Below are 23,990 nucleotides of genomic sequence, written 5' to 3' on the forward strand. Positions count from 1 at the left end.
AAGCGTAGAGAGGGTCAGAGTTATGGTAAAATAAATAGGTATATATTGTCATGTGCGTTGTACATGTAGTTAAACAACAAACACGCTTAAAGGAGTAAGTAAATGTCTGAAACAACAATTTCAAAATCAGAAGTTGCACACGTTGCTAATTTAGCCAAATTAGCGTTCGATGACGCTGAATTAGTGCAATTCACAACCCAGTTAGATAATATTTTAAATATTTTTGATACATTGGGTGAGGTTAACACAGATGGTGTCGCGCCAACATATTCGGTAACTGAAAATGTGAATCATTTACGTGAAGATGTGGCAGATAATTGGCATCAGAAGCAAGCACTATTAAAGAATGCACCACTAGAGGCAGCAGACTTGATTAAAGTGCCTGCAATCTTAGATGGCGAGGGAGAATAATCATGACAATTAATTTTTTTGATAATGACTTAACTTCTTTGCATGAAAAATTAGTTAACAACGATATCAGTACTGTTGATTTGACTCAAGCAACTTTAGAAAATATTGAAAAAACAGATAGTGAATTACAAGCCTTCATTCGAACTAACTCGGATGAAGCTTTACTACAAGCAAAAAAAATTGATGCGCAACATGATTTTTCTAATATATTATCTGGCTTGCCATTGGCATTTAAAGATAATTTGGCAACAAATGGTATTGAAACAACGGGTGCGTCACATATTTTAGAAGGTTTTAAACCAGTTTATGATGCGACTGTTGTTTCTAAGTTGAGCACAGTAGGCGCAATTTCTGTTGGTAAAACTAACATGGATGAATTTGCTATGGGTGGCTCAACAGAGACGTCATATTATAAAAAAACAACAAACGCATGGGATCATACGAAAGTTCCTGGTGGCTCATCTGGTGGTTCAGCGTCAGCAGTTGCTGGTGGGCAGATCCCCTTTGCTTTAGGATCTGATACAGGTGGTTCAATTCGCCAACCGGCAGCATTCAATGGTATCGTGGGCTTAAAACCAACTTACGGACGGGTTTCACGTTGGGGACTGTTTGCCATGGCTTCATCTCTAGATCAAATTGGCCCTTTTACACGAACTGTTAAAGATAATGCTTTAGTTTTAAATACGATTGCTGGCTTTGATGAAAAAGATTCAACGTCATCAAAACGTGATGTACCTGATTTTACTTCGAAGTTAACAGGTGATGTCAAAGGTTTGAAAATTGCAGTACCAAAAGAATATTTTGGTGAAGGAATTGATCCCAAAGTTGCGACAACAGTTAAAGCAGCTATTGCTCAACTTGAAGCAATGGGTGCAACAGTTGACGAAGTTAGTTTACCACACACTAAGTATGGTGTAGCTGCATATTATATCATTATGTCTTCTGAGGCTTCTTCAAACTTGCAACGTTATGATGGTGTCCGCTATGGTTTTCGGGCAGATGATGTCAAAAACTTAGAAGATTTGTATATTAAGACACGCTCTGAAGGGTTTGGAGATGAAGTTAAGCGTCGTATTATGCTTGGCACATTTTCACTTTCAGCAGGGGCGTATGATGCGTTCTTTAAAAAAGCAGCAAAAATAAGAACGTTATTAATTGAAGACTTTAACAAGGTTTTTGCCGATTATGATGTGATTGTTGGACCAACAGCACCAACAGTGGCTTATGGTTTGGGTGAAGAAATTGATGACCCAACGGCAATGTATTTAGCAGATGTCTTAACCATTCCAGTTAATTTGGCTGGACTACCTGGTTTGTCAGTAAATGCTGGATTCGTCGATGGCTTACCAGTTGGTTTGCAAATCATTGGTAAACCATTTGATGAAGCAACAGTTTATCAAACAGGTTATGCTTTTGAACAGGCTAGTCGTTTGTTTGAACAACGACCAAATATTGCTAAGAAATATTAAGCTAAGAGGGAGGAAACGTCTTTACTAAACAAGAACGTATGATGATGTTATAGTAAAGGCTCTAAAATTATGGCAACAGGAAATTTTGAAACGACGATAGGACTTGAAGTCCACGTTGAAATGCAAACGAACTCAAAGCTCATGTCACCGTCACCAGTACATTATGGTGATAAACCTAATGAAAATACCAATGTGATTGATTTTGGTTATCCAGGTGTTTTGCCTGTAGCGAACAAAGGGGCAATAGAATTTGGTATGCGTGCTGCACTTGCTTTACACGCGACTGTGTCTCCATTCATTCGTTGGGATCGCAAAAACTATTTTTATCCTGATAATCCTAAAGCTTATCAAACAACACAATCGCAAACGCCACTTGGCACAAATGGCTATTTAGATGTGACATTGGCTGATGGGACCGTTAAGCGTGTACGTATTAAAGAAATGCACGTCGAAGAAGATGCCGGTAAGAATACGCACGGTGCAGATGGCTATTCTTATGTTGATTTGAATCGTCAAGGCACACCCTTAATTGAAATTGTTTCTGAACCAGACATTGCTTCCCCTGAAGAAGCTTATGCTTACTTAGAACAATTGCGACAAGCTATTTTGTTTACTGGCATTTCAGAAGCTAAAATGCAAGAAGGCCAAATGCGTGCGGATGTCAACATTTCGATTCGGCCATTTGGTTCATCTGGATATGGTACAAAAGTTGAAATGAAGAATATTAACTCATTTAACTACGTTCGTAATGCCTTGATTTTTGAAGAAAAACGTCAAGCAGAGGTTTTGCGATCTGGTGGTGTGATTCAACAAGAAACGCGTCGATACAATGAACCAACTAAGTCAACAATCTTAATGCGTGTTAAAGAAGGTGCAGATGATTATCGTTATTTCCCAGAACCAGACTTGGCGCCAATTACGATTGATCAAACATGGATAAAAAAAGTGGCTGATGAGTTACCTAAATCAGCTGGAGATCGCCAGCGTGACTACGTATCAAACTTAGGTATTGAACTATATGATGCGAAAGTATTGACACAAACGCTTGCAATGTCTGATTTTTATGATGCAACAGTTGCTGCTGGCGCCGATGCGAAACGTGCGGCAAACTATTTAATTGGTGATGTGAATGCCTTTATGAACAAGCATCAAATTGAATTACAGGACACACAATTAACACCAGTACATTTAGCTGGTATGATTAAATTGATTGAAGCTGGTACAATTTCAACAAAACAAGCCAAGCAGGTTTTTGAAGCAATCATGGCAGGAGAAGAACCAGAATCATTTGCTAAAAAGAATGGCTTGGTACAAATTAGTGATCCGGTCGTCTTATTGGGTTGGATTACTGACGTTTTGGACAATAATCCACAATCAATTGAGGATTTTAAAGGTGGTAAAGACCGGGCAACTGGCTACCTTATTGGCCAATTAATGAAGATGTCAAAGGGACAAGCAAACCCAGGTGTCATGAATAAAATGTTGCTAGAAGAATTAGCGAGACGTTGAGTACCAATGATTTTAATGTCATTATGAGATTGAAATCTATAATGAGTAATATATGGCATACGCTTTATACAGGTTTATACCTGTGTACATAGTTTTATGAAAGGATAGTGTTTCACGGTAACGTGATTGGTAGCTTTAATAGCTATATGACACTTTAAAATGAGAGCACGAATTATTTATAATCCAACATCTGGTCGTGAAGCAATTAAACGGGAAATGCTAGCTATTTTGCATACCTACGAGCTTGCTGGTTATGAAACTTCAGCATTTGCTACAACACCAGAACCAATGTCTGCAGCTAAAGAAGCAAAACGTGCAGCAATAGCAGGGTTTGATTTGATTGTAGCGGCTGGTGGCGATGGCACAATCAACGAAGTTGTTAATGGGTTAGCGCCGTTACCCAAACGCCCTATGATGGCCGTTATTCCGGCTGGTACAACGAATGATTATGCACGCGCGTTAAAATTACCGCGTGATGAACCATTAGAAGCAGCTAAAATTATTTTTCAGCGTGAAACCATTAAAATGGACATTGGAAAAATTGATCAAGCAGGCATGTCGAAGTATTTCATGAATATTGCAGCGCTTGGCACAATCAGTGAAGTCACATATGCTGTACCATCTTTGATGAAGTCGTTGTACGGTTATCTGGCCTATCTTGTTAAAGGAACAGAACTTATTACACGAATAAAACCAGTTAATGCTAAAGTTACTTATGATACCGGTGAATATTCTGGTAAAATCTCAATGATATTTTTGGCTTTAACAAATTCTGTTGGTGGCTTTGAGACAATTGTTCCTGATGCTAAATTAGACGATGGTAAATTCACATTGTTAATTATCAAAGAATCCAATTTAGCCCAAATTTTACAAATAGTTGCCCAAATGCTAAATGGTGGGAAGCATGTTGACAATCAACAAATGATTTATAAAAAAACGAATAAAGTGGCAATCACACCTTTGGATCAAGATCAGTTAAAAGTCAATTTAGATGGCGAATATGGTGGAGATGCACCGATGGTGTTTACGGATCTGCAACAACACATCGAATTTGTTGCTAATCGTTCTGGTATGCAAGAAGCAGCGACTATTTCAGATACCACTAAGGAAAAGTTTGTGGCAGACGTCGAAAAACTCGACGTTAAATAAGGTTGACAGTGGGTGTCTAAAAACCCAAGAAAAGGAGATACGACGTACTATAATTAATGTTGTACGTCGTCAAAACATATGGCAAAAGCTAATCGTGTTTACAAAACAGAAGTACCAGTTAAAAAGAATCAAGAAATTCAAGGGGAAGTGATTGATATCACCTACCAAGGTATGGGTGTTGTCAAAATTGATAATTTTCCTATTTTCGTAGTTGATGCTATTCCTGGTGAAGTGGTTAATCTCAGTATTACCAAGGTTTTAAAGAACTATGCGTTTGGACGTGTCCTTACACGCGTACAAGAATCACCAAATCGTGCTGAAGATGTCGATAAAGTGGCTATTACTACAGGAATTGCACCGCTGGCGAACTTGAAGTATGAGGCACAATTAACATTTAAACAACATCAAATTGAACAAATGTTCAAAAAAGTTAATGTTGAGGTTGATGTTAAGCCCACGCTTGGGATGGAGAATCCGACAAAATATCGTAATAAGGCACAAGTGCCAGTACAATTAATTAATGGTCGGTTAGAAACAGGATTTTATCGTCGTGGATCACATAAGCTTGTGCCAACTGATGATTTTTATATCCAAGATCCCAAAGTTGATGAAGCAGTAGTTGTAACGCGTGATATTTTACGTGATTTAGGGATTTCTGCGTATGATGAAGAAACAAACAAAGGGGTTGTGCGTCATATTATGGCACGTCGCGGTTACTATTCACACGAATTAATGGTTGTGATTGTGACAAATACCAAGAAATTACCTGATGCAACAGAAATTGCAACACGGTTGCAGGCAAAACTACCTGAATTAAAGAGCTTTATCCACAATATTAACAATCATGATACAAATGTTATCATGGGACAGTGGAATGAAACGATTTGGGGCGCTAATGAAATTCATGACCAATTAATGGATAAAGATTTTGTTATTGGGCCAAATTCGTTCTATCAAGTGAATCCACAGACTACAGCGACTTTATATACACTTGCTGCTGAAAAAGCAGGATTAAAAAAGACTGACATAGTAGTTGATGCATACTCGGGTATTGGGACGATAACTTTGTCTATTGCTGATAAGGTTAAGAAAATTTATGGTGTTGAGGTCGTTGAAACTGCTGTCGAAGATGCAGAGAAAAATGCTAAAAATAATCACATCGAAAATGTTTCGTTTGTGACAGCTGATGCACCTGAACAGATGGTTAAGTGGGCCGAAGATGGTTTAAAACCAAACGTTGTATTTGTTGATCCACCACGTAAAGGATTAACAGCTGAATTAATTTTTGCTGTTAGTGCTATGAAGCCTGAAACATTTGTATATATCAGCTGTAACCCAGCGACTCTTGCACGCGATGCTGTCCAAATTTTAGCTGAAGGCTTTAAAATTGATGGCGCAGTACAGCCAATTGATCAGTTCCCACAAACAACGCATGTTGAAAGCATTACAGTATTTAAACGTGTGACAGATTAATTGAACGCTGATTTTTAAGTAATTGTTGAAAAAATTTGACAAAAACAGGTTAAATCTGTATCATATATTAGGGCTCCCATTTAATGGGACAGACGTTAAAAGCTCCCAAGTTCAACTTGGGAGCTTTTCTAATTTATTTTTACCCCTGAAACGTTACGAGCGCGGCTGCGCTGAATCATGAGGAGGCATCATGGCAGATAAGCAAGTTAAGTATATTTTTGTAACCGGTGGCGTGGTGTCATCATTGGGCAAGGGCATTGTGGCTGCGTCACTTGGTCGATTGCTAAAAAACCGTGGGTTAAAGTTGGCGATTCAAAAATTAGATCCATACATTAATATTGATCCTGGAACAATGTCACCGTATCAACATGGCGAAACATTTGTAACTGGTGATGGGCTAGAGACTGATTTGGATATGGGCCATTATGAACGTTTTATGGATATTAATACGAATATGTATTCGAATGTTACAACAGGACGTATTTATTCAGAAGTATTAGCCAAAGAACGCCGTGGTGACTACAATGGTGGGACCGTTCAAGTTATTCCACATATTACAGACGCAATTAAAGATAAAATGAAAAAAGCTGCACAATCAACAGATGCTGATGTTGTTATTGTTGAAGTTGGTGGGACAGTTGGTGATATTGAAAGTTTGCCATTCATTGAAGCGTTACGTCAAATGAAGTCTGATCTTGGTAGTGAAAATGTGTTTTATATTCATACGAGTTTGATTGTTTATCTGACAGCGGCTGGTGAAGCTAAAACAAAGCCAACACAGCATTCTGTTGCACAGTTAAGATCATTAGGCATTCAACCTGATATGATCGTTTTGCGTACTTCAGCACCTCTAGAAGAGAGCTTGATAAAGAAAATTTCAACTTTTACAGACGTGAGTCCAGAAGCAGTAGTTGAGTCTCGCGATGTTGAAACACTCTACGAAATACCACTGAATCTACAAGCGCAAGGTATGGATGATGTTGTTTTAAATAAGTTACAAATTGATGCGCCTAAAGCTGATATGGTTGACTGGTCAAAAATGATTGAAGGCATCAAGAATCCAAAAAGGTCAGTTAAGATAGCTGTAGTTGGTAAGTATACAGATTTGCCAGATGCGTATATTTCTGTTAATGAGGCACTTAAGCATGGCGGCTATGCACAAGAAGCAGATGTGACTATTAAGCACATTAAGTCGGAAACTGTAACAGCTGATAATGTGAAAGTATTACTTGCAGGTGTCGATGGTATCATGGTGCCGGGCGGATTTGGTGAGCGCGGGACAGAAGGCAAAATTGAAGCGATTCGCTATGCACGTGAATCTAATATACCTTTCTTAGGCGTGTGCTTAGGTATGCAGTTGGCTTCAGTTGAATTTGCACGACACGTTTTGGGTTATGCAGATGCGAATTCAACTGAATTAAATCCTGAAACGACAGCACCAATTATTGATTTGATGAAAGATCAACAAGATATTGAAAACCTAGGTGGTACATTAAGATTAGGTCTTTATCCGGCCATGTTGGTTCCAAATACATTGACAGCCAAAGCATATGGTAACGTGGCAGAAATTGAACAACGTCATCGTCATCGTTATGAATTCAACACAACGTATCGTCAAGAGTTTGAATCTGCAGGAATTATATTTTCAGCAACATCACCAGATGATCGTTTAATGGAAGTTATTGAGTATCCAAAGAATGATTTCTTTGTGGCAGCACAATATCATCCAGAATTTTTATCTCGCCCGGAACGTCCAGAAGGATTGTATCGTGATTTTATCGGTGCAGCTTTGCAACATGAAGCCTGAAAATGATGATATTAAAAAACACGCGAACGCGTGTTTTTTTTTAGAACAAATACAACCATAGCTTGGTATAATAGAAACATGCTAGCAAATCCATCAAAACACATTGAACAAAAACTCGCGTTGCTTCCAGCAGAACCTGGGTCATACCAAATGAAAGATCAGAATGGCAAAATTATTTATGTCGGCAAGGCTAAAAATTTAAAAAATCGGGTACGATCTTATTTTAAACAAGAACACAATGGTAAAACAGCTGAACTTGTTCAAAATATTGTTGATTTTGAATTTATTGTCACAAATTCCGATAAAGAAGCTTTTCTGTTAGAAAATGAGTTAATTAAAAAGTATAAGCCATATTACAACATCCGCTTAAAATATGGCACAGGTTACCCTTATATTAAAATTACTAAAGAACGTGATCCTAAAATGGCACTGGTTAATGAAGTTAAAAAAGACGGTGGTTTTTATTTTGGACCTTATCCAAACGTTTATGCAGCACAAGAAACGCTACGGTTTTTAGAAAAAAATTATCCCTTGCGTCGTTGCAATGGCTATCAGGGTCGACCATGTTTGTACTACAATATGGGGCAATGCTTAGGACCTTGTTGGCATGAGGTGTCAAAACAGGATTATGACGAACAAATAGATCGCATTAAACATTTTTTGGATGGTGACACAACAACAGTTAAGAAGGCTATTGCTGAAAAAATGAAGGCTGCCGCTGATACCTTAGAATTTGAACGTGCGGCAGATTTAAGAGACCAATTGAAGTATATTGATGAAACTGTCGAAAGTCAACGTGTTTTGTCTAAAGATACAACACCTAGAGATTTATTCAATTACTATTTGGATAAAGGTTGGATGACAGTTGAAGTTTTTTTCTTAAGGCAAGCGCGCTTGATTAGGCAATTTAAACGGACATTTTCAGTTGTGGGTACAGAAGATGAAGAAATGATGAATTTCATTCAGCAATTTTACGCACAACGTAATATTCAAAAACCACATGAAGTTCTTGTGCCCCATGGTATAAATATTGCTGCCTTAACTGAAATTTTGGCAGTATCAGTGCGTATACCAGTACGTGGCGAAAAACGTGATTTAATGGATTTAGCAAAAAAAAATGCACGCATCGCTTTAGAAGAAAAATTCCGGCTTATGCAATTAAATGAGAAAAAGACAACTGGTGCGATGATGGAAATTACCGATGCACTTAAAATTCCGATGGGACATCGTATTGAGGCTTTTGATCACTCACATACACAAGGTGTTGAAATTGTTAGTGCAATGGTTGTTTTTGATGATGGCGTGCCGAATAAAGATTTATATCGTAAATACAAAATTAAATCTGTTAATCACGCAGATGAGTGGGCCGAAACACAGGAAGTTATTCGCCGGCGCTATTCTCGTCTACTAAAAGAAAATGGTAAGATGCCAGATTTGATTTTGATGGATGGTGGTGAAATTCAATTACATGCCGCTAAAGAAGTGTTAGAAGACGAATTGAATTTGCATGTTCCAATTGCGGCGATGGTCAAAAATGACAAGCATAAAACAGCTGACTTAATTGATGGTAAAACTGAAAAAATAGTTATTCTTGATAAACAGTCAGAAGGATTCTTTTTAATTCAACGTGTGCAAGAAGAGGTACATCGATTTGCTATCAACTTTCATCGGCAACTAAGGTCAAAAAATTCACTTGCCTCAAGACTGGATAATATTCAAGGTGTTGGACCTAAAACACGTCAGAAATTGTTGCGAGAATTCGGTTCATTGCCAAAAATAACAGCAGCAAGCGTAGATGATTTAATGATGATAGGTGTTAATGAAAAACTTGCGCGTGTGATACATTTAAGTTTGCAGGCGGGACAGTGAGTGTAGTAGCGGTAAACTTATTTCCTATAACAATATTCTCAGTGCATTTAATTATTGGAAGGGGTAAATATGTTAGAAGTTAAAAATTTATCGAAACAATTTGGTCGATTCGAGGCAGTCAAGAATGCAAACTTTGCTGTTGATCGGGGAGAAATTGTTGGTTTTGTCGGACCAAATGGTGCCGGGAAATCAACCACAATTGATATGATTTTGGGCCTAACAAAACCTGAAACGGGTGAAATTTTAATCAACAGTGAAATTTTAACGCAAAAATCAGCAGCTAAACTACATCAAAAAATGGGATTTTTATCCACTGACATGAATTTAGACCGTAATTTAACAGGTTATGAAGCATTGGCATTTTTTGCTCATTTACGTGGTGATTGGACGCCAGAGGTCAAAAATAACATCAAAAAATTGGCAGTTGAAATTAATGCTAATCTCAACAAAAAAATCAAAAAATTGAGCCGAGGTAATCGACAAAAAATTGGGCTGATCGCATCAATTATGAATGCACCAGAATTGTTGGTGATGGATGAACCAACGAGTGGCTTTGATCCAATTGTCCAAAGCGAATTTATTAGATTGCTTAAAGCACATAAAGCTCAGGGTGGCTCAGCACTTATTTCATCACATAATTTAAGTGAAATTGCTGAAATTTGTGATCGCGTTGTTTTTATTGTTGGTGGCAGAATTGTTGATAATCAATCTATGAATGAACTCCGAGAAAAAGCACCGAAACGTGAAATTATCGATCTAGATGCTGTGTTAGAAAAACTAGTTGATAAAAATCCAGATCAACGTCTAGAAGAGGGTGAATAACATGCTTAGTAATGTTTTTTTGAAAACGCTATATGAAGAACGGATCGCTATTATTGGTTGGGCAATTGGCATTTTATTAGCAATTATTGGTGTAGGTGTCATGTTTCCTTCGATTAAGGAAATTTTTGGCAGTCAGATGGCACAAATTCCAAAAGAGTTTCAAGGTTGGTTTGGTGAAAATGGTAACATGATGAGTTCATTTAAGGGTTATGTTGCTACGGAACTTGTTGGAAATGTTGGCATCATGCTAGTCATTCAGGCAATTATTTTTGGTTCGAGCTTGTTGGCAGGTGATGAAGAAAACAATGTTTTACAGCCATTGTTAACGTTGCCCATTTCTCGTCGTAGTATTTATGCCCAAAAATGGGTGGCTCTTGCGGTAATTAATTTAACTTTGGTTATTGTTTGGGCGATTGCAGTTGAAATAGCAGCGTTACTGGTTCATGAAACAGTTGGCTTTAACATTCTGTTTCGAATTGGTATAGTTTTCTTCTTAACCAATCTTGCACTGGCAACAATTGCTTATTCAATTGGTGCGATGACTGGTAAACGTTCTGCAGGTGGTATATTCATTGGTGTATATGCTTTTTTGGCTTATTTCATTAATGCCTTAGCAGGTCAAGGTGACGTTGTGAAAACGCTAAATCAGTTAAGCATTTTTAAGTATGCAGGGTATATTGAATTGAGTAGTCACACCATTCTGTTTGGAAATATAGTAGTTATTGTAATGGCTTTGATTATATTTTACGTTTTAGGTCTTTTAATTTTTAGTCGACGTGATATCCAAATGAATTAACCCTGTCTAGATTATGTTCCTGAATTATGTTAGACTATAATATTAGAACTATTCGCAAGTCCACTGTGTGGACAGACAAGGAGAAAATGCGCGCGATGAGATTTGACTTTTAGAAATAAGCAATTATTTTTTCGGTAACGGTGGCTCAACTAGTAGAAAATAGCTTATATCACGTCGAATCATGTCTTATCTCGCGCTCTAAATATTATGGCATTCGTAGATCAAGCAGAAATTGAAGTAAAAGCCGGAAAAGGTGGTGACGGTATTGTTTCATTCCGTCATGAAAAATTCGTAGCAATGGGTGGACCATTTGGTGGCGATGGTGGCCGTGGTGGTTCAATCATTTTTAAAGTGGATGAGGGACTTCGGACATTGATGGATTTCCGGTACAACCGTCATTTCAAGGCCCAGCCTGGTGGCAATGGTGGTACAAAGGGTATGACAGGCGCTTCTTCTGAAGATCGCTATATTAAAGTACCACAGGGAACAACCGTTAAAGATGCAGATACTGGTGAAGTATTAGGTGATTTACTTGAAAACGGGCAGGAACTTTTGGTGGCTCAGGGCGGCCGTGGTGGCCGTGGTAATATTCACTTTGCTACGTCTGCAAATCCAGCGCCTGAATTATCAGAAAATGGTGAACCAGGAATTATTCGGAACTTGAAATTAGAATTAAAAGTCTTGGCCGATGTTGGTTTGGTAGGTTTTCCGTCAGCAGGTAAATCAACTTTGCTGTCTGTCGTTTCAAATGCCAAACCAAAAGTTGCGGCATATCATTTTACAACGTTGTCACCAAATATTGGCATGGTACGTTTAGATGACGAACGAGATTTCGTTATGGCGGATTTGCCTGGATTAATCGAAGGTGCATCACAAGGTATTGGATTAGGATTTCAATTTTTACGACATGTAGAACGAACGAAAGTTGTTCTACATTTAGTTGACATGTCAGGCGTTGAAGGAACGGATCCTTATACACAATACCGTAAAATATTGGATGAATTACAACAATATGATGAAACAATTTTAGATCGACCACAAATTGTTGTGCCAACGAAGATGGACATGCCAGACTCTGATGAAAATCTAGCAAAGTTTCAAAAAGAAATTGCTGCTGAATCTGGACTTCCGGTTCAACCAATGATTGTACCTATTTCAGCTTTGACTAGAGAGGGGACACAAGAGTTGATGAGATTAACAGCAGATATGTTGGCAACAGCTCCTGCACCTGAAAGTTATCGCACAGTAGATGAGACGATTACTAGCGAAAAGACATATGACTTTAAGCCAGAAAATCATGACTTTACTATTGTGTGGTCTGAAGAGAGTGAGCAGTGGATCATTGGTGGTTCAGAAGTTGAGAAACTATTCTTGATGACTAATATCCAACGTGACGCTACAATTATGCGCTTTGGTCGCCAGCTGCGACATATGGGTGTTGATGATGCACTGCGTAAAGCAGGTGCTAAAGATGGCGATGATATTCGTATTAGTGACTCGGACTTTGTATTTGAATTTAGTGATTAATATTATTTGTAAACGGGGAACCACTACTGGTCTCCTGTTTTTTTATTTTTTATAAAACTATAAAAATTAGATTGTGAAGTAAAAAACGTTGACATAGAGATAAACTTCACAATGTTTAATTGGCAATACATGAGTAAAAAGTGCTATGATATGAATAGTTAAAAAATATGGAGGAAATGAGTGACGTTACGCGATTTTGGTTTGTAGCCAGTTGATTCCTTAATAATTAGCCCACGAAACGTCGTCTCTCAGTTTATTATGTCAGAACAAAAGTATGGTGCAGATATTGTCACAGATAGTTTGGTCAATCATGGGGTTGACTTGGTATTTGGTATTCCTGGTGCAAAAATAGATCGTTTATTTGAAACATTAGAACATCCGAAGTCAGGTCAAAAGGTGCCTAAGTTAATTGTCGCACGTCATGAACAGAATGCTGCTTTTATGGCGCAGGCTTTTGCTCGTATTACAGGTAAAACGGGCGTTGTAATTGCGACTTCTGGTCCAGGCGTTGGTAATCTTGTCACAGGATTAATGACAGCAAGCGCTGAAAGCGACTCTGTTGTTGCTATTGGTGGGCAAGTACCACGAAGAGATCTTTATCGTTTGACACATCAATCAACGAACTCTATTGCTTTATTTAATCCAATTACAAATTTCAGTTCAGAGATACAAGATCCAAACAATATTTCAGAAATCTTGGCAAATGCTTTTGCAGCTGCTAATGGGGCCAAAAAAGGTGCGGCGTTTGTATCATTGCCACAAGATATTGATGATGCACCAGTTGATGTTGAGGCTTTGGCACAAGTACCAATGGCTAAACAAGGTGCCGCCTCATTATCTGATTTAGATTGGTTAGCTGGAAAAATCAAACAAGCTAAGTTACCTGTTTTGCTGGTAGGTGCACGTGCATCAGATGATGAATCTGTTACGGCTTTGCATAAGCTACTTAATCAAGTTTCTTTGCCAGTTGTAGAGACGTTCCAAGGTGCTGGTGTTATCTCACGTGACTTAGAAGAGACATCATATTTTGGTAGAATTGGTTTGTTCCGTAATCAAACTGGTGATAAGTTGTTGCAACAATCTGACTTGGTGATTACTTTAGGCTATGATGCTATTGAATATGAACCACGTAACTGGAATAAAGAAAACACCTTAAATATTGTGGCATTGGATACAACACCAGTACAAATTGATAATAACTTTGTACCTCAACGCCAACTCATTGGTGATTTGTCACAAAGTATTGACTTATTAACAGAACGTATCAATGGTTATCAATTGCCAGATGCCAGTCAAAAAATCTTGCATGACCTGAAAACAGACCTCCGTCTGTCAAATGAGCCAACGTACACACCGGCTGAAGGTAATTTAAATCACCCATTGACAGTTATTAAATCAATTCAAACACATGTAACAGATGATATGACAGTTTCAACAGATATTGGATCACATTATATATGGATGGCACGTCATTTCAAATCATATGTTGCGCGTCACTTTTTAATTTCAAATGGGATGCAGACATTAGGCGTGGGTTTGCCATGGGCAATGACTGCAGCGATGGTTCGTCCAAATGCTAAGTCAGTTTCAGTTTCAGGTGATGGTGGTTTCTTCTTTTCAGCAATGGAATTAGAAACGGCTGTACGTTTGAATCTAAATACTGTTCACATTGTGTGGAACGATAATGCACATTATGATATGGTGAAATTCCAAGAAGAAATGAAATATAATGGCGAATCTGCCGGTGTTAATTTTGGAAATATTGATTTAGTTAAATATGCAGAAGCATTTGGCGCTAAAGGATTAAGAGTGACGACACCAGCTGATTTAGATGCTGTTTTAGATGAAGCATTTGCAACCAAGGGGCCAGTTGTGGTGGATATTCCAGTTGACTATTCTCACAACTATGAATTAGGTTCACAATTGATTCATGGTGAAGGTTAAACGTTGATATATCAGTGTTTATAAGCGTATATTTCCTGAGTGTACTTTCAAGTGAAAAAACTGATAAAGTAAAGCGATAGAATAAGAAAAAGTATTAACTAGAAGCAATTCTTGTTAGTGCTTTTTATTTGCTTAGATTGATGATGATAGTTAGTTACCTTTGTTACGCCTATTGATTCGTCAAAAAAACTGTAAAGAAAATGTTACATTAATGCTTATGCAGTATTGAGCATGTTAATCATATGATAACTGTTGTTAAGATAACGTTTGCAGCAACACTTACAAAAAATAATGAATAAATATTTGATGTACTACAAGGGTAAATAACACTGAGTAGCGTGTTGTTACTGGCAATATTTCAAATTGAATATGCTAATAATAATGCCTAGTTATACATAGAACAGGTGTTTGACATCTACCACCTAACACGCGCATAATTCTAAATACAGCCATACACAAGATGTGAATCAATTATCATAATACGCATATTATTTTGTATAGAATAAGGGGAATCAGTATACATGAACAAAATTAATGTAGCAACAACAATCACAAAAAGGTCTGGGGAAAAAGTACAATTTAGACCATACAAAATCGCACTTATTCTTGAATCACTTAATATTGAGGGGGATGTTTATGAAGCAATTATGAGCATTGTGCTATCCAAAGCGACACAACCTAATGTGACGACACAAGTAATTTATCAAACTATTTTGACGCAATTAGAAACATTGTCACCAAAGGCCGCAGAGTCTTTTCAATCAATTCATATAGCAGATGAACAGGCATGGCTGCAAGCGACTAACCCAGAAAATAAACTTAAATCATTAATCAACCAAGATGATAAAACAATGCATGAAAATGCTAACAAAGATTCACATGTGTTTAATACATTTCGTGATTTAACGGCTGGTATGATTGGGAAATCTAAGGGCTTGACGATGATGCCTGAAAGTGTGGCGAAAGCGCATTTGCGAGGTGACATTCACTGGCATGATTTAGATTACACGCCTCTTAGTCCGATGACGAACTGTTGTTTGGTAGATTTTGATTATATGTTTAAATCTGGTTATACAATGGGCAATGCACAAGTTGAAACGCCAAAGTCAATTGGTACCGCAACAGCTCAAATGGCACAGATCATTGCCAATGTTGCGTCTTCGCAATATGGTGGGACATCTATTAATCGTGCAGATGAATTGTTAGCACCATATGCTGAAATGAATTACCAAAAGCATTTACATAATGCCAAAATTTATGTGCAAGCAGATAAGCGCCAAGCTTACGCAGAAACTGCTACCAAGAAAGACATCTATGATGCGATGCAGGCATTAGAGTACGAGATTAATACACTCGCCTCAGCGCAGGGTCAAACGCCTTTTACAACGCTTGGTTTTGGTTTGGGAACGAATTGGCTTGAACGAGAAATTCAAAAATCAATATTTAAGATACGTATTAAAGGCATTGGACCAAATCATAGAACCGCTATTTTCCCAAAATTAGTTTTTTCATTGAAACGCGGTATTAATATGAATGCCGAAGATGTTAACTATGATATTAAAAAGTTAGCCATTGAATGCGCTTCAAAACGGATGTATCCTGATGTATTAAATTATGAAAAAATTGTTGCACTAACTGGATCATTCAAAGCACCGATGGGCTGTCGGTCATTTTTACAAGGTTGGCAAAATGAGCAAGGCGTTGAAGTTAATGAGGGACGCATGAATTTGGGAGTTGTGACGCTCAATGTGCCACGTATTGCCTTGCAATCTCAGGGTAGTAAATCACGATTTTGGGAAATATTAGATGAGCGATTAGCCTTAGCGAAGCAGGCATTAAAATTCAAACTTGCTAGAACAAAAGAAGCAGTCCCTGAAAACGCACCAATTTTGTACAAAAATGGTGCGTTTGGCAAGATGCTACAAGATGATGATGACGTTGACACATTATTTAAAAATGGTCGTGCGACATTATCTTTGGGCTATATTGGCTTATATGAAGTCGGAACGTACTTCTTTGGCCCAAATTGGGAAACAAATCAAGAAGCCCACGATTTTACAGTTGAAATTGTGAGACGATTGCATGTTGCTTGCAAAGCGTGGGAAGCAGAAGATGGTTATCACTATTCTGTTTACTCAACGCCTGCTGAATCATTAACGGATCGTTTTTGTGAACTAGACAAAGCCCGATTTGGAGCGATTGCTGATATAACAGACAAAGATTACTATACGAATTCGTTTCATTATGATGTACGTAAGCATCCCACGCCTTTTGAAAAATTGTTATTTGAAGAAGCCTATCCAAAGTACACGAATGGCGGGTTTATTCATTATTGTGAGTACCCTAACTTACGCCAAAATCCAGCAGCACTTGAGGCAGTTTGGGATTTTGCTTATGATCATGTGGGTTATTTAGGAACCAATACGCCAATTGATAAATGTTTTAAATGTGGTTTTGAAGGCGATTTCAAACCTACAGCACGTGGATTTTGCTGTCCTGAGTGTGGCAATCATGATCCAAAAACGTGTGATGTGGTTAAAAGAACGTGCGGTTACTTAGGAAATCCACAGGCACGTCCAATGATTCATGGCCGTCATGTTGAAATTGCGTCACGTGTGAAAAACATGTCACAATCGGAGGTAGATCAAAAACATGTCAAGTAAATTAGCAAATGGCATCACAGTACCAGAGAGTAAAGAGTGGCAATCAGCTGATTTGTCGCTTAACTATGTTGCTGACTACAAGCCCTTTATTATGGTTGATGGTCCAGGTGTGCGGTGTTCAATATACTTATCAGGTTGTAAGTTTTTATGCCCAGGTTGTTATAATGTTGTTGCGCAAAACTTTCATTACGGTACGGCATATACACAAGAACTTGAAGATCAGATCGTTGCTGATTTAAGCCACTCCTATGTTCAAGGGCTAACGTTATTAGGCGGTGAACCTTTCTTGAATACAGCTGTTGCTCTGAAATTAACAAGACGTATACGTGCGGAGTTCGGACATACGAAAGATATTTGGTCCTGGACAGGCTATACGTGGGATGAATTAATGGCCGAAACGGCTGACAAAAAGGCATTATTGCAAGAAATTGATGTCTTAGTGGATGGCCGTTTTGTGCAAGCATTAATGAATTTAAAGTTGCGATTTAAGGGATCATCCAACCAACGTATTATTGATGTACCTGAATCACTAGTGAAAAAAGAGATTGTTTTGTGGACGGATGAGTATGAGAATTGATTTGGAAAGTTGCTGTTAAAGAACATTTTTTGATATTTAATGTTGTTATATTAATGATATGTATAACAGATCAACGTGCGATGTTCGACTAATTGCTCATAAATAGGGTATAATATAGTGTTGTGACTTTTTCACACATTTATATTTTGTCGGAGGAAAGACATGACTGAAGATAGCAAAAAAATTGTTTATACGCCTACTGATCCACGTGGACTGAATGAACCATTCCTACCGGTGTCTATTGCTAAGCAAATTGATTTACCTGGAAATGATAACGTTTCTGGCGCACCATTAAAGGTGAGCGGTAGATATATTACTAAAGAATATGATATGGGCACTTCGCGTAACGAAAAAATTCAAGCTATTTTGAATCCGTTAAAATCTAAAAAAGAAAAATTTTGGGGACTCAAAGGTATTTCTTTTGATGTTTTTGAAGGTGATGTTGTCGGCGTCGTCGGAGTTAATGGGTCTGGAAAGTCTACGTTACTTAACATTTTAAGTGGGGCGTTGATGGAAACTTCAGGGCGCTTAATTCTTAAAGGTAAAACATCACTTTTATCTGTTTGGGATGGTTTACGAGACAATTTAACTGGACTAGAAAACATTCGTTTAAAATCTTTAATGATGGGACTATCAAATAAAGAAATTGATAATCAAATTAATGATATCGCAGAGTTTTCTGAATTAGGAAAATTTATTAAGCAACCAGTTAAAAACTATTCATCGGGTATGCGTTCAAAGCTAGGCTTTGCAATAGCTGTGCATCAAAATCCTGATATTATGATTATTGATGAAGCCTTATCTGTTGGCGATCAAACTTTCACACGTAAAGCATTGAACAAAATGCAAGAGTTCAAAGCAGCTGGAAAGACAATTTTTTTTGTATCACACGCTTTAGGGCAAATTGAAGAATTTACAGATAAGACAATGTGGATTCAATATGGTGAATTACGAGCGTACGGTGACACAGCAACAATCTTACAAGAGTACAAGAATTGGACTAAGTGGTATAACCAGTTAGATGATGACGTTAAAAAATCGTATGTTGCTGCACGTAAGCAAGCACAAAATGATTTTAATCGAACGCAACTAACTGAGCGTATTGTAGAAGATAATCATTTATCAGATGCTGATAAGAAAAAAATTGCGCGTGATAACGCGGTTGGTGGTCGATTAACTTGGTGGAACTGGCTTTTATTAGCAATTGGAACAGGCATATTTGTTTATGCGGTTTATCTTTATGTGTATTTGGGACGGTAATTAAACTATGAGAGAAATTTGGCTTGTGCTACGGGAGCAAATAAAATACTTCCCCGTCATGCTACGTTTGGCTCGCTATGAAACTCGCGCCAAATACAAAGATCATTCATTAGGGATCTTGTGGGATTTGATTAACCCAGTGATGCAAATTGCCACATATTGGTTAGTCTTCGGTATTGGTCTTCGTCAAGGCAATGTAGCAGATGGTATTCCTTATGTTGGCTGGCTAGTTATTGGGCAAGCAACTTGGCTATTTTTGAACACATCATTTATGGATGCAACTTGGAGCATTCGAAATAATGTGCGTCAGGTATCAAAGATGAATTTTCCAATTAGTATTATGCCAACTGTGCGAACATGGATTAACGTCATTCCTTTTGTTATTACATTGGCTGTTGGCGTATTAATTGCAGTTGGGTCAGGTGTGCACTTAACAATGCATGCATTCCAATTTGTCTATTATTTCATAGCTATGCTTGCGTTTTTGCATGCATTAGGCATATTCAATGCTACAATAACTGTTCTGTTCCCAGATTATCAACAACTAATTCAAACGATTATGCGATTTGTATTTTGGTTCTCCGGGGCTGTTATTGATATTGCCGCCAAGCTGGGACCAGACCACGCGCGAATTAGTCGTTTGATTGAATTGAATCCTTTTTACTATCTAATTTCAGGCGTTCGCGATTCATTTTTGAGCACAGGATGGATATGGGATCATCCGTCACAAAATCTTGCTTTCTGGATGTTTGTGTTGGTGGTCTTACTTCTCGGATCACATTTACACTTAAAGTTCCGCGCTTATTTTGCGGATCTTGTCTAAAACAAGGAAAAAGGGGTGTGGGCGATTGCTCGCCCCCTCTTTGCGTACATAACTGATATAGGAGTTTTAAATATGACTGAACCAATTATCCATATACCAAAAAATCTAGACAAGCCAATAACAGTGGTTAATAAAAGTAATCGTAAAAATACACGTTTAAGTGTTGTTGTCCCTATGTATAATGTTGCGTTGTTTTTAAAAGAAGCATTGGATTCATTATTGCGCCAAGGTATTAATGATGAATTACAAGTTATTTTAATTGATGATGGGTCAAAGGATGAGACATCGACAATAGCAAAAGACTACGTTGACCAATACCCTGACGTTTTTGAACTTTACTTATTTGAAAATGGCGGCTTAGGTGCAGCACGTAATCGTGGGACAAATTTGGCGGTTGGTGAATATGTGACATATGTTGATCCAGATGATATTGTAGTGGATGATTCATATCACAATATGTTATCAATTATTAATAGAACAGGTAGTGATGTCATTGGTGGTGCTGTACGTAGGTTTAATAGTACCGGAAAGCAGTGGACTTCAACTGTTCATAATAAAGCCTATCATGATGCTTATGAAGCAACGACACTAGGAGAACATCCTGAGCTGGTTTGGGATACAACGGCATGGAATAAAATCTATAATTTGGAATTTATTCAATCTAATAGTTTGTATTTTCCAGAAAAAATGCTTTATGAAGATATGCCTATGGTTGTACCAATGTATTCTTTGGCAAAAAAAATTGATGTCTTTGATGAGGTTATCTACTTGTGGCGTGAACGTGATGAAGGGGCTCCTTCAATTACTCAGTCGACCGCACAGAAAAATAATTTTACGGATCGTGTTAAAGGGATGAAAATGATTCTGAGCAGCTTAGCTGATTATGATGCTCCGGAGAATGCACAAAATGAGCAGTTAAATAAGATGCTTAATTTTGATTTACGTTTACCTTTTACATATGAAAAATACATCGCTCTTGATGATGAATATAAGGATACTATTTATGAACAAGTAAAAGGATTCTTGAAATTGTTGACACCTGCGCAGTTTAATCAAGCACAATATTGGTATCGAGCCCTGTACACTGTTTGGTTATATCAACCAAAAGTAGTTGTACAAAATGCAATCACTAAATTTGCAAAGTACGAGTTCTGTGTACAATTTAATCAAGATGATGGTAGTTTTCATAGTAGTTACCAAGATGATTTTGATTTTGACTTAGCAACTCTTAATTCTGATTTCGACCCATTTACTCGATTGTATAGTGTGACCGAAGAAAATAATCAAGTAGTGTTAGTGGGACACTTATTCTATCGTTATATGGATTTACCTACTCGAAATTTAATTTCTAATTTAAAAGTTGAACTGGTGAACAAAAATGGGGAAGTGTTGGTTCATTCTAATGGTGTGGCTGATATGCAGTATGATCCAGATGCGACTGCTAAATGGGGATTTGAAAATACGCAAAGTCGAAGGGAACAAGCAGCCCATAATTTTGATATTTCAAGCTATCGTATTACTGTTCCGTTTGCTGAATTGGAAAGGTTAAACGAAACTGTATATGTCAAACTGAAGTTGACGGTTTATGATCGTGAACTTGAGCTTCTAATTAGTGAACCTATGCCGGGAGATCAACCACGACCGGAAGGTTTCGTTATTGATAACGGTTTCTTATTGACTTCTTACTCATCTGATTGGCGATTACGCTTGACATATTTGGCAAACGCCCCGTTGGTAACTACGTTCACTTGGTCCAGAAATCATTACCTTTGGACAATCAAGAATGCTAAAAAGAATATCATCATCTATAATCCGACTAATAGGGAAATTCTAAAATTAGTCAAAAATGGTAATGAATATTCATTGTCTAAGTCAGATGCTAATTATATTGGAACACCAGGTGGGGCAGGACAAGCCTGGTGGCAGTTTATGACAACTGACAATACTAATGATTATGATTCATTTGAGTTAGTACGTATGGCTACACCAACAATTGCTGAACCACATACATTAAAAAAGAATATGACTGTGTTCCATGTTTCAAATCATGTTGCAACTTTAGCAGTTTCTTGGCAGTATCCATTGATAGCTGATGCTGAACTAGATGATGAAAACGTCACAATTAGGTTTTGGTTAGACGGATGGGCACGATTGGCTAGTAGTGCTAATATTACTTTTATTCAGGATGGTTTGGATAATAAGTATGTTGCAAAAAAAATTGAAGGTAATTTTTTAAAACGTAATTTATGGGAAGTTCAGTTACCATTAGGTTTTGGGTTATATGCTCAAAATCGAATGCTTCATCCGGAAGTAACATTGACGTTTTTCCAACGTCAGCCATTTACAATGCCGTTACGTTGGGGCAAGTCTAAATTTAATATTTTTCGAGAGGAACATCCTGTGGGACGTCTAACATGGTATTTCGGATCCGATGATTCAGAGGAACACCGAGTTTTGACAATGCGTCAAAGTACCAATCGTGAAGGTTTTACGACAATGGGTGAAAAAGTTTCATTTTGGCAAGGAAAGTACCAAGAATGGTTGCAGGAACCAATTTTTGAGAAAACTATTATGTATTCGTCATATTGGGGGCAAGATTTTAATGATAATCCGAGAGCTCTGTACGAATATATTGAAAAGCATTATCCAGGATATCAACATGTCGTCGTATACTCGAATATTTTGCAAGATATTGAACTACCAGGTGTTATTCCAGTGGTCACAGGGACGAAAAAATACTGGTATTATTTGGCTCATGCAAAGTATTTTGTTAATAATGTTAATTTTGAAGGTAAGGAACGTGTTAAGCGACCAGAACAATTAGAAATACAAACGATGCATGGCACACCATTGAAACAAATGGGCTTTAAAGTTCTTCAAGATTGGACATCAGCGTCCTATGAGCAATATTTAGAAAAAAATCGTAACTGGGACTATTTGACGGTACCAAGTGATTATGTAGCTGAAATTGCTGCATCCGCATATCGACATCAAGCAAAAGTATTGAATACTGGATATCCGCGTAATGATGAGCTGTTTGTGAGAAATAACGAAGCTGAAATTCTGCGAATTAAACGTGCAATGAAGGTGCCCGTTGATAAAAAATTAGTTTTATATGCACCAACTTGGCGTAAAAAAGGCGAGCGTAAATTAGGCATTGATTTTGAGTCAATGTATGCATCTCTACGTGATGATTTATTTGTTTTGATTCGTCCTCACCATTTAAGTGGTGACATTGAAGTGCCAATGGCATATGCAGATAAAATGATATTATCAGATGATTCATTTGCAATTGACGATTATTATCTAATTAGTGATGTGATGATTACAGACTATTCTTCAGTTATGTTCGATTATGCCTTGCTAAACAAACCGATGGTTTTTTTCGTATATGACTTTGATAATTATGTCAGTTCACGTGGACTGAACTTTGATTTCAAGGCAGATGCACCAGGACCATTAGTATACACACAAACTGAATTAGAAATCTCATTACAATCATTTGAGGAGATACCAAAAAGGTATGAAGATAAGATTGCAATATTTGATACTAAATTTATACAGTACGATGATGGACATGCATCTGAAAATATTTTTAAGGCTGTTTTTGATCCCGAAAAAAGCTAATTTTAAGATTTTCAGTTTATCGAATAATTGTCTTTATTGCATTTATGTATCTTGATTCTCTGATTGATATATGCAATTCATGTATTGGGTTAATAGAGTAGTATTGTTTTATAGGGTAGACTATAGAAATTAGTGCAGTGAATCATTAATTGCTTTAAATTTGTAATCCTATGTACACTTATTGTGGTTTCATAAAGGTTGGATCATAAAATTCGAGAGAACAAGTTAATTCATTGCTGAAATTTGTTAGATCTACATGGTTTA

The 23,990-nt window shown here is 37.5% G+C and carries 16 protein-coding genes; all 16 read left to right on the top strand.

Features of this window, described 5'->3' with window-relative positions; all coding sequences use genetic code 11:
* Window positions 1-102 precede the first annotated feature (102 nt).
* The 16 genes from gatC (at window position 103) to LEGAS_RS02680 (ending at window position 23,726) form a co-directional block, all read left to right on the top strand.
* Window positions 103-411 carry an Asp-tRNA(Asn)/Glu-tRNA(Gln) amidotransferase subunit GatC gene (gene gatC / locus LEGAS_RS02605; protein WP_010016110.1) on the top strand — a complete coding sequence of 103 codons (309 nt, stop codon included), beginning with the start codon at window positions 103-105 and terminating at the stop codon, window positions 409-411.
* Between the two features lie 2 nt (window positions 412-413).
* A complete protein-coding gene (gene gatA / locus LEGAS_RS02610) occupies window positions 414-1,880 on the top strand; it encodes an Asp-tRNA(Asn)/Glu-tRNA(Gln) amidotransferase subunit GatA (RefSeq protein ID WP_013231295.1) in 1,467 nt (488 codons plus the stop codon).
* Window positions 1,881-1,949: 69 nt separating this feature from the next.
* Window positions 1,950-3,389: an Asp-tRNA(Asn)/Glu-tRNA(Gln) amidotransferase subunit GatB gene (gatB, locus tag LEGAS_RS02615; RefSeq protein WP_013231296.1), complete on the top strand. Its 1,440-nt coding sequence runs from the start codon at window positions 1,950-1,952 to the stop codon at window positions 3,387-3,389.
* Window positions 3,390-3,548: 159 nt separating this feature from the next.
* The gene (locus LEGAS_RS02620) at window positions 3,549-4,538 is read left to right on the top strand and encodes a diacylglycerol kinase family lipid kinase (RefSeq protein WP_013231297.1); all 990 of its coding nucleotides are present in this window, start codon (window positions 3,549-3,551) and stop codon (window positions 4,536-4,538) included.
* A gap of 78 nt (window positions 4,539-4,616) precedes the next feature.
* Window positions 4,617-6,011, top strand: a complete 1,395-nt coding sequence (gene rlmD, locus LEGAS_RS02625) for a 23S rRNA (uracil(1939)-C(5))-methyltransferase RlmD (RefSeq protein ID WP_010390293.1) — start codon at window positions 4,617-4,619, stop codon at window positions 6,009-6,011.
* 190 nt (window positions 6,012-6,201) lie between these two features.
* Window positions 6,202-7,818 carry a CTP synthase gene (locus LEGAS_RS02630; RefSeq protein ID WP_013231298.1) on the top strand — a complete coding sequence of 539 codons (1,617 nt, stop codon included), beginning with the start codon at window positions 6,202-6,204 and terminating at the stop codon, window positions 7,816-7,818.
* A gap of 78 nt (window positions 7,819-7,896) precedes the next feature.
* Entirely contained in the window at window positions 7,897-9,687 is a 1,791-nt protein-coding gene (gene uvrC / locus LEGAS_RS02635) for an excinuclease ABC subunit UvrC (RefSeq protein WP_013231299.1), read from the top strand.
* Between the two features lie 69 nt (window positions 9,688-9,756).
* Window positions 9,757-10,509 (top strand): ABC transporter ATP-binding protein, encoded by a 753-nt coding sequence (locus LEGAS_RS02640; protein WP_013231300.1) that lies wholly within the window; start codon window positions 9,757-9,759, stop codon window positions 10,507-10,509.
* 1 nt (window position 10,510) lies between these two features.
* Window positions 10,511-11,305 carry an ABC transporter permease subunit gene (locus LEGAS_RS02645; RefSeq protein ID WP_013231301.1) on the top strand — a complete coding sequence of 265 codons (795 nt, stop codon included), beginning with the start codon at window positions 10,511-10,513 and terminating at the stop codon, window positions 11,303-11,305.
* Between the two features lie 207 nt (window positions 11,306-11,512).
* Window positions 11,513-12,832, top strand: a complete 1,320-nt coding sequence (gene obgE, locus LEGAS_RS02650; RefSeq protein WP_013231302.1) for a GTPase ObgE — start codon at window positions 11,513-11,515, stop codon at window positions 12,830-12,832.
* 258 nt (window positions 12,833-13,090) lie between these two features.
* Window positions 13,091-14,776, top strand: a complete 1,686-nt coding sequence (gene alsS, locus LEGAS_RS02655; protein ID WP_013231303.1) for an acetolactate synthase AlsS — start codon at window positions 13,091-13,093, stop codon at window positions 14,774-14,776.
* 521 nt (window positions 14,777-15,297) lie between these two features.
* Complete coding sequence (nrdD, locus tag LEGAS_RS02660) at window positions 15,298-17,439, top strand: anaerobic ribonucleoside-triphosphate reductase (RefSeq protein ID WP_013231304.1); 2,142 nt, start codon at window positions 15,298-15,300, stop codon at window positions 17,437-17,439.
* Window positions 17,429-18,016 carry an anaerobic ribonucleoside-triphosphate reductase activating protein gene (nrdG, locus tag LEGAS_RS02665; RefSeq protein WP_013231305.1) on the top strand — a complete coding sequence of 196 codons (588 nt, stop codon included), beginning with the start codon at window positions 17,429-17,431 and terminating at the stop codon, window positions 18,014-18,016. The genes nrdD and nrdG overlap by 11 nt, the downstream gene beginning before the upstream one ends.
* Window positions 18,017-18,178: 162 nt before the next feature.
* Window positions 18,179-19,276: an ABC transporter ATP-binding protein gene (locus LEGAS_RS02670; protein ID WP_013231306.1), complete on the top strand. Its 1,098-nt coding sequence runs from the start codon at window positions 18,179-18,181 to the stop codon at window positions 19,274-19,276.
* A 7-nt stretch (window positions 19,277-19,283) separates the two neighbouring features.
* Entirely contained in the window at window positions 19,284-20,099 is an 816-nt protein-coding gene (locus tag LEGAS_RS02675; RefSeq protein WP_013231307.1) for an ABC transporter permease, read from the top strand.
* 72 nt (window positions 20,100-20,171) lie between these two features.
* Window positions 20,172-23,726, top strand: coding sequence for a CDP-glycerol:glycerophosphate glycerophosphotransferase (locus tag LEGAS_RS02680; RefSeq protein ID WP_013231308.1), 3,555 nt, complete (start codon window positions 20,172-20,174; stop codon window positions 23,724-23,726).
* Window positions 23,727-23,990: the final 264 nt, after the last annotated feature.

This window comes from Leuconostoc gasicomitatum LMG 18811 (genome assembly GCF_000196855.1).
Classification (GTDB): domain Bacteria; phylum Bacillota; class Bacilli; order Lactobacillales; family Lactobacillaceae; genus Leuconostoc; species Leuconostoc gasicomitatum.

Excerpts from the sequence above, each read along its gene's own strand:
- gatC (WP_010016110.1), top strand. The coding sequence starts at position 103 with ATGTCTGAAACAACAATTTCAAAATCAGAAGTTGCACACGTTGCTAAT.
- gatA (WP_013231295.1), top strand. The coding sequence starts at position 414 with ATGACAATTAATTTTTTTGATAATGACTTAACTTCTTTGCATGAAAAA.
- gatB (WP_013231296.1), top strand. The coding sequence starts at position 1,950 with ATGGCAACAGGAAATTTTGAAACGACGATAGGACTTGAAGTCCACGTT.
- LEGAS_RS02620 (WP_013231297.1), top strand. The coding sequence starts at position 3,549 with ATGAGAGCACGAATTATTTATAATCCAACATCTGGTCGTGAAGCAATT.
- rlmD (WP_010390293.1), top strand. The coding sequence starts at position 4,617 with ATGGCAAAAGCTAATCGTGTTTACAAAACAGAAGTACCAGTTAAAAAG.
- LEGAS_RS02630 (WP_013231298.1), top strand. The coding sequence starts at position 6,202 with ATGGCAGATAAGCAAGTTAAGTATATTTTTGTAACCGGTGGCGTGGTG.
- uvrC (WP_013231299.1), top strand. The coding sequence starts at position 7,897 with ATGCTAGCAAATCCATCAAAACACATTGAACAAAAACTCGCGTTGCTT.
- LEGAS_RS02640 (WP_013231300.1), top strand. The coding sequence starts at position 9,757 with ATGTTAGAAGTTAAAAATTTATCGAAACAATTTGGTCGATTCGAGGCA.
- LEGAS_RS02645 (WP_013231301.1), top strand. The coding sequence starts at position 10,511 with ATGCTTAGTAATGTTTTTTTGAAAACGCTATATGAAGAACGGATCGCT.
- obgE (WP_013231302.1), top strand. The coding sequence starts at position 11,513 with ATGGCATTCGTAGATCAAGCAGAAATTGAAGTAAAAGCCGGAAAAGGT.
- alsS (WP_013231303.1), top strand. The coding sequence starts at position 13,091 with ATGTCAGAACAAAAGTATGGTGCAGATATTGTCACAGATAGTTTGGTC.
- nrdD (WP_013231304.1), top strand. The coding sequence starts at position 15,298 with ATGAACAAAATTAATGTAGCAACAACAATCACAAAAAGGTCTGGGGAA.
- nrdG (WP_013231305.1), top strand. The coding sequence starts at position 17,429 with ATGTCAAGTAAATTAGCAAATGGCATCACAGTACCAGAGAGTAAAGAG.
- LEGAS_RS02670 (WP_013231306.1), top strand. The coding sequence starts at position 18,179 with ATGACTGAAGATAGCAAAAAAATTGTTTATACGCCTACTGATCCACGT.
- LEGAS_RS02675 (WP_013231307.1), top strand. The coding sequence starts at position 19,284 with ATGAGAGAAATTTGGCTTGTGCTACGGGAGCAAATAAAATACTTCCCC.
- LEGAS_RS02680 (WP_013231308.1), top strand. The coding sequence starts at position 20,172 with ATGACTGAACCAATTATCCATATACCAAAAAATCTAGACAAGCCAATA.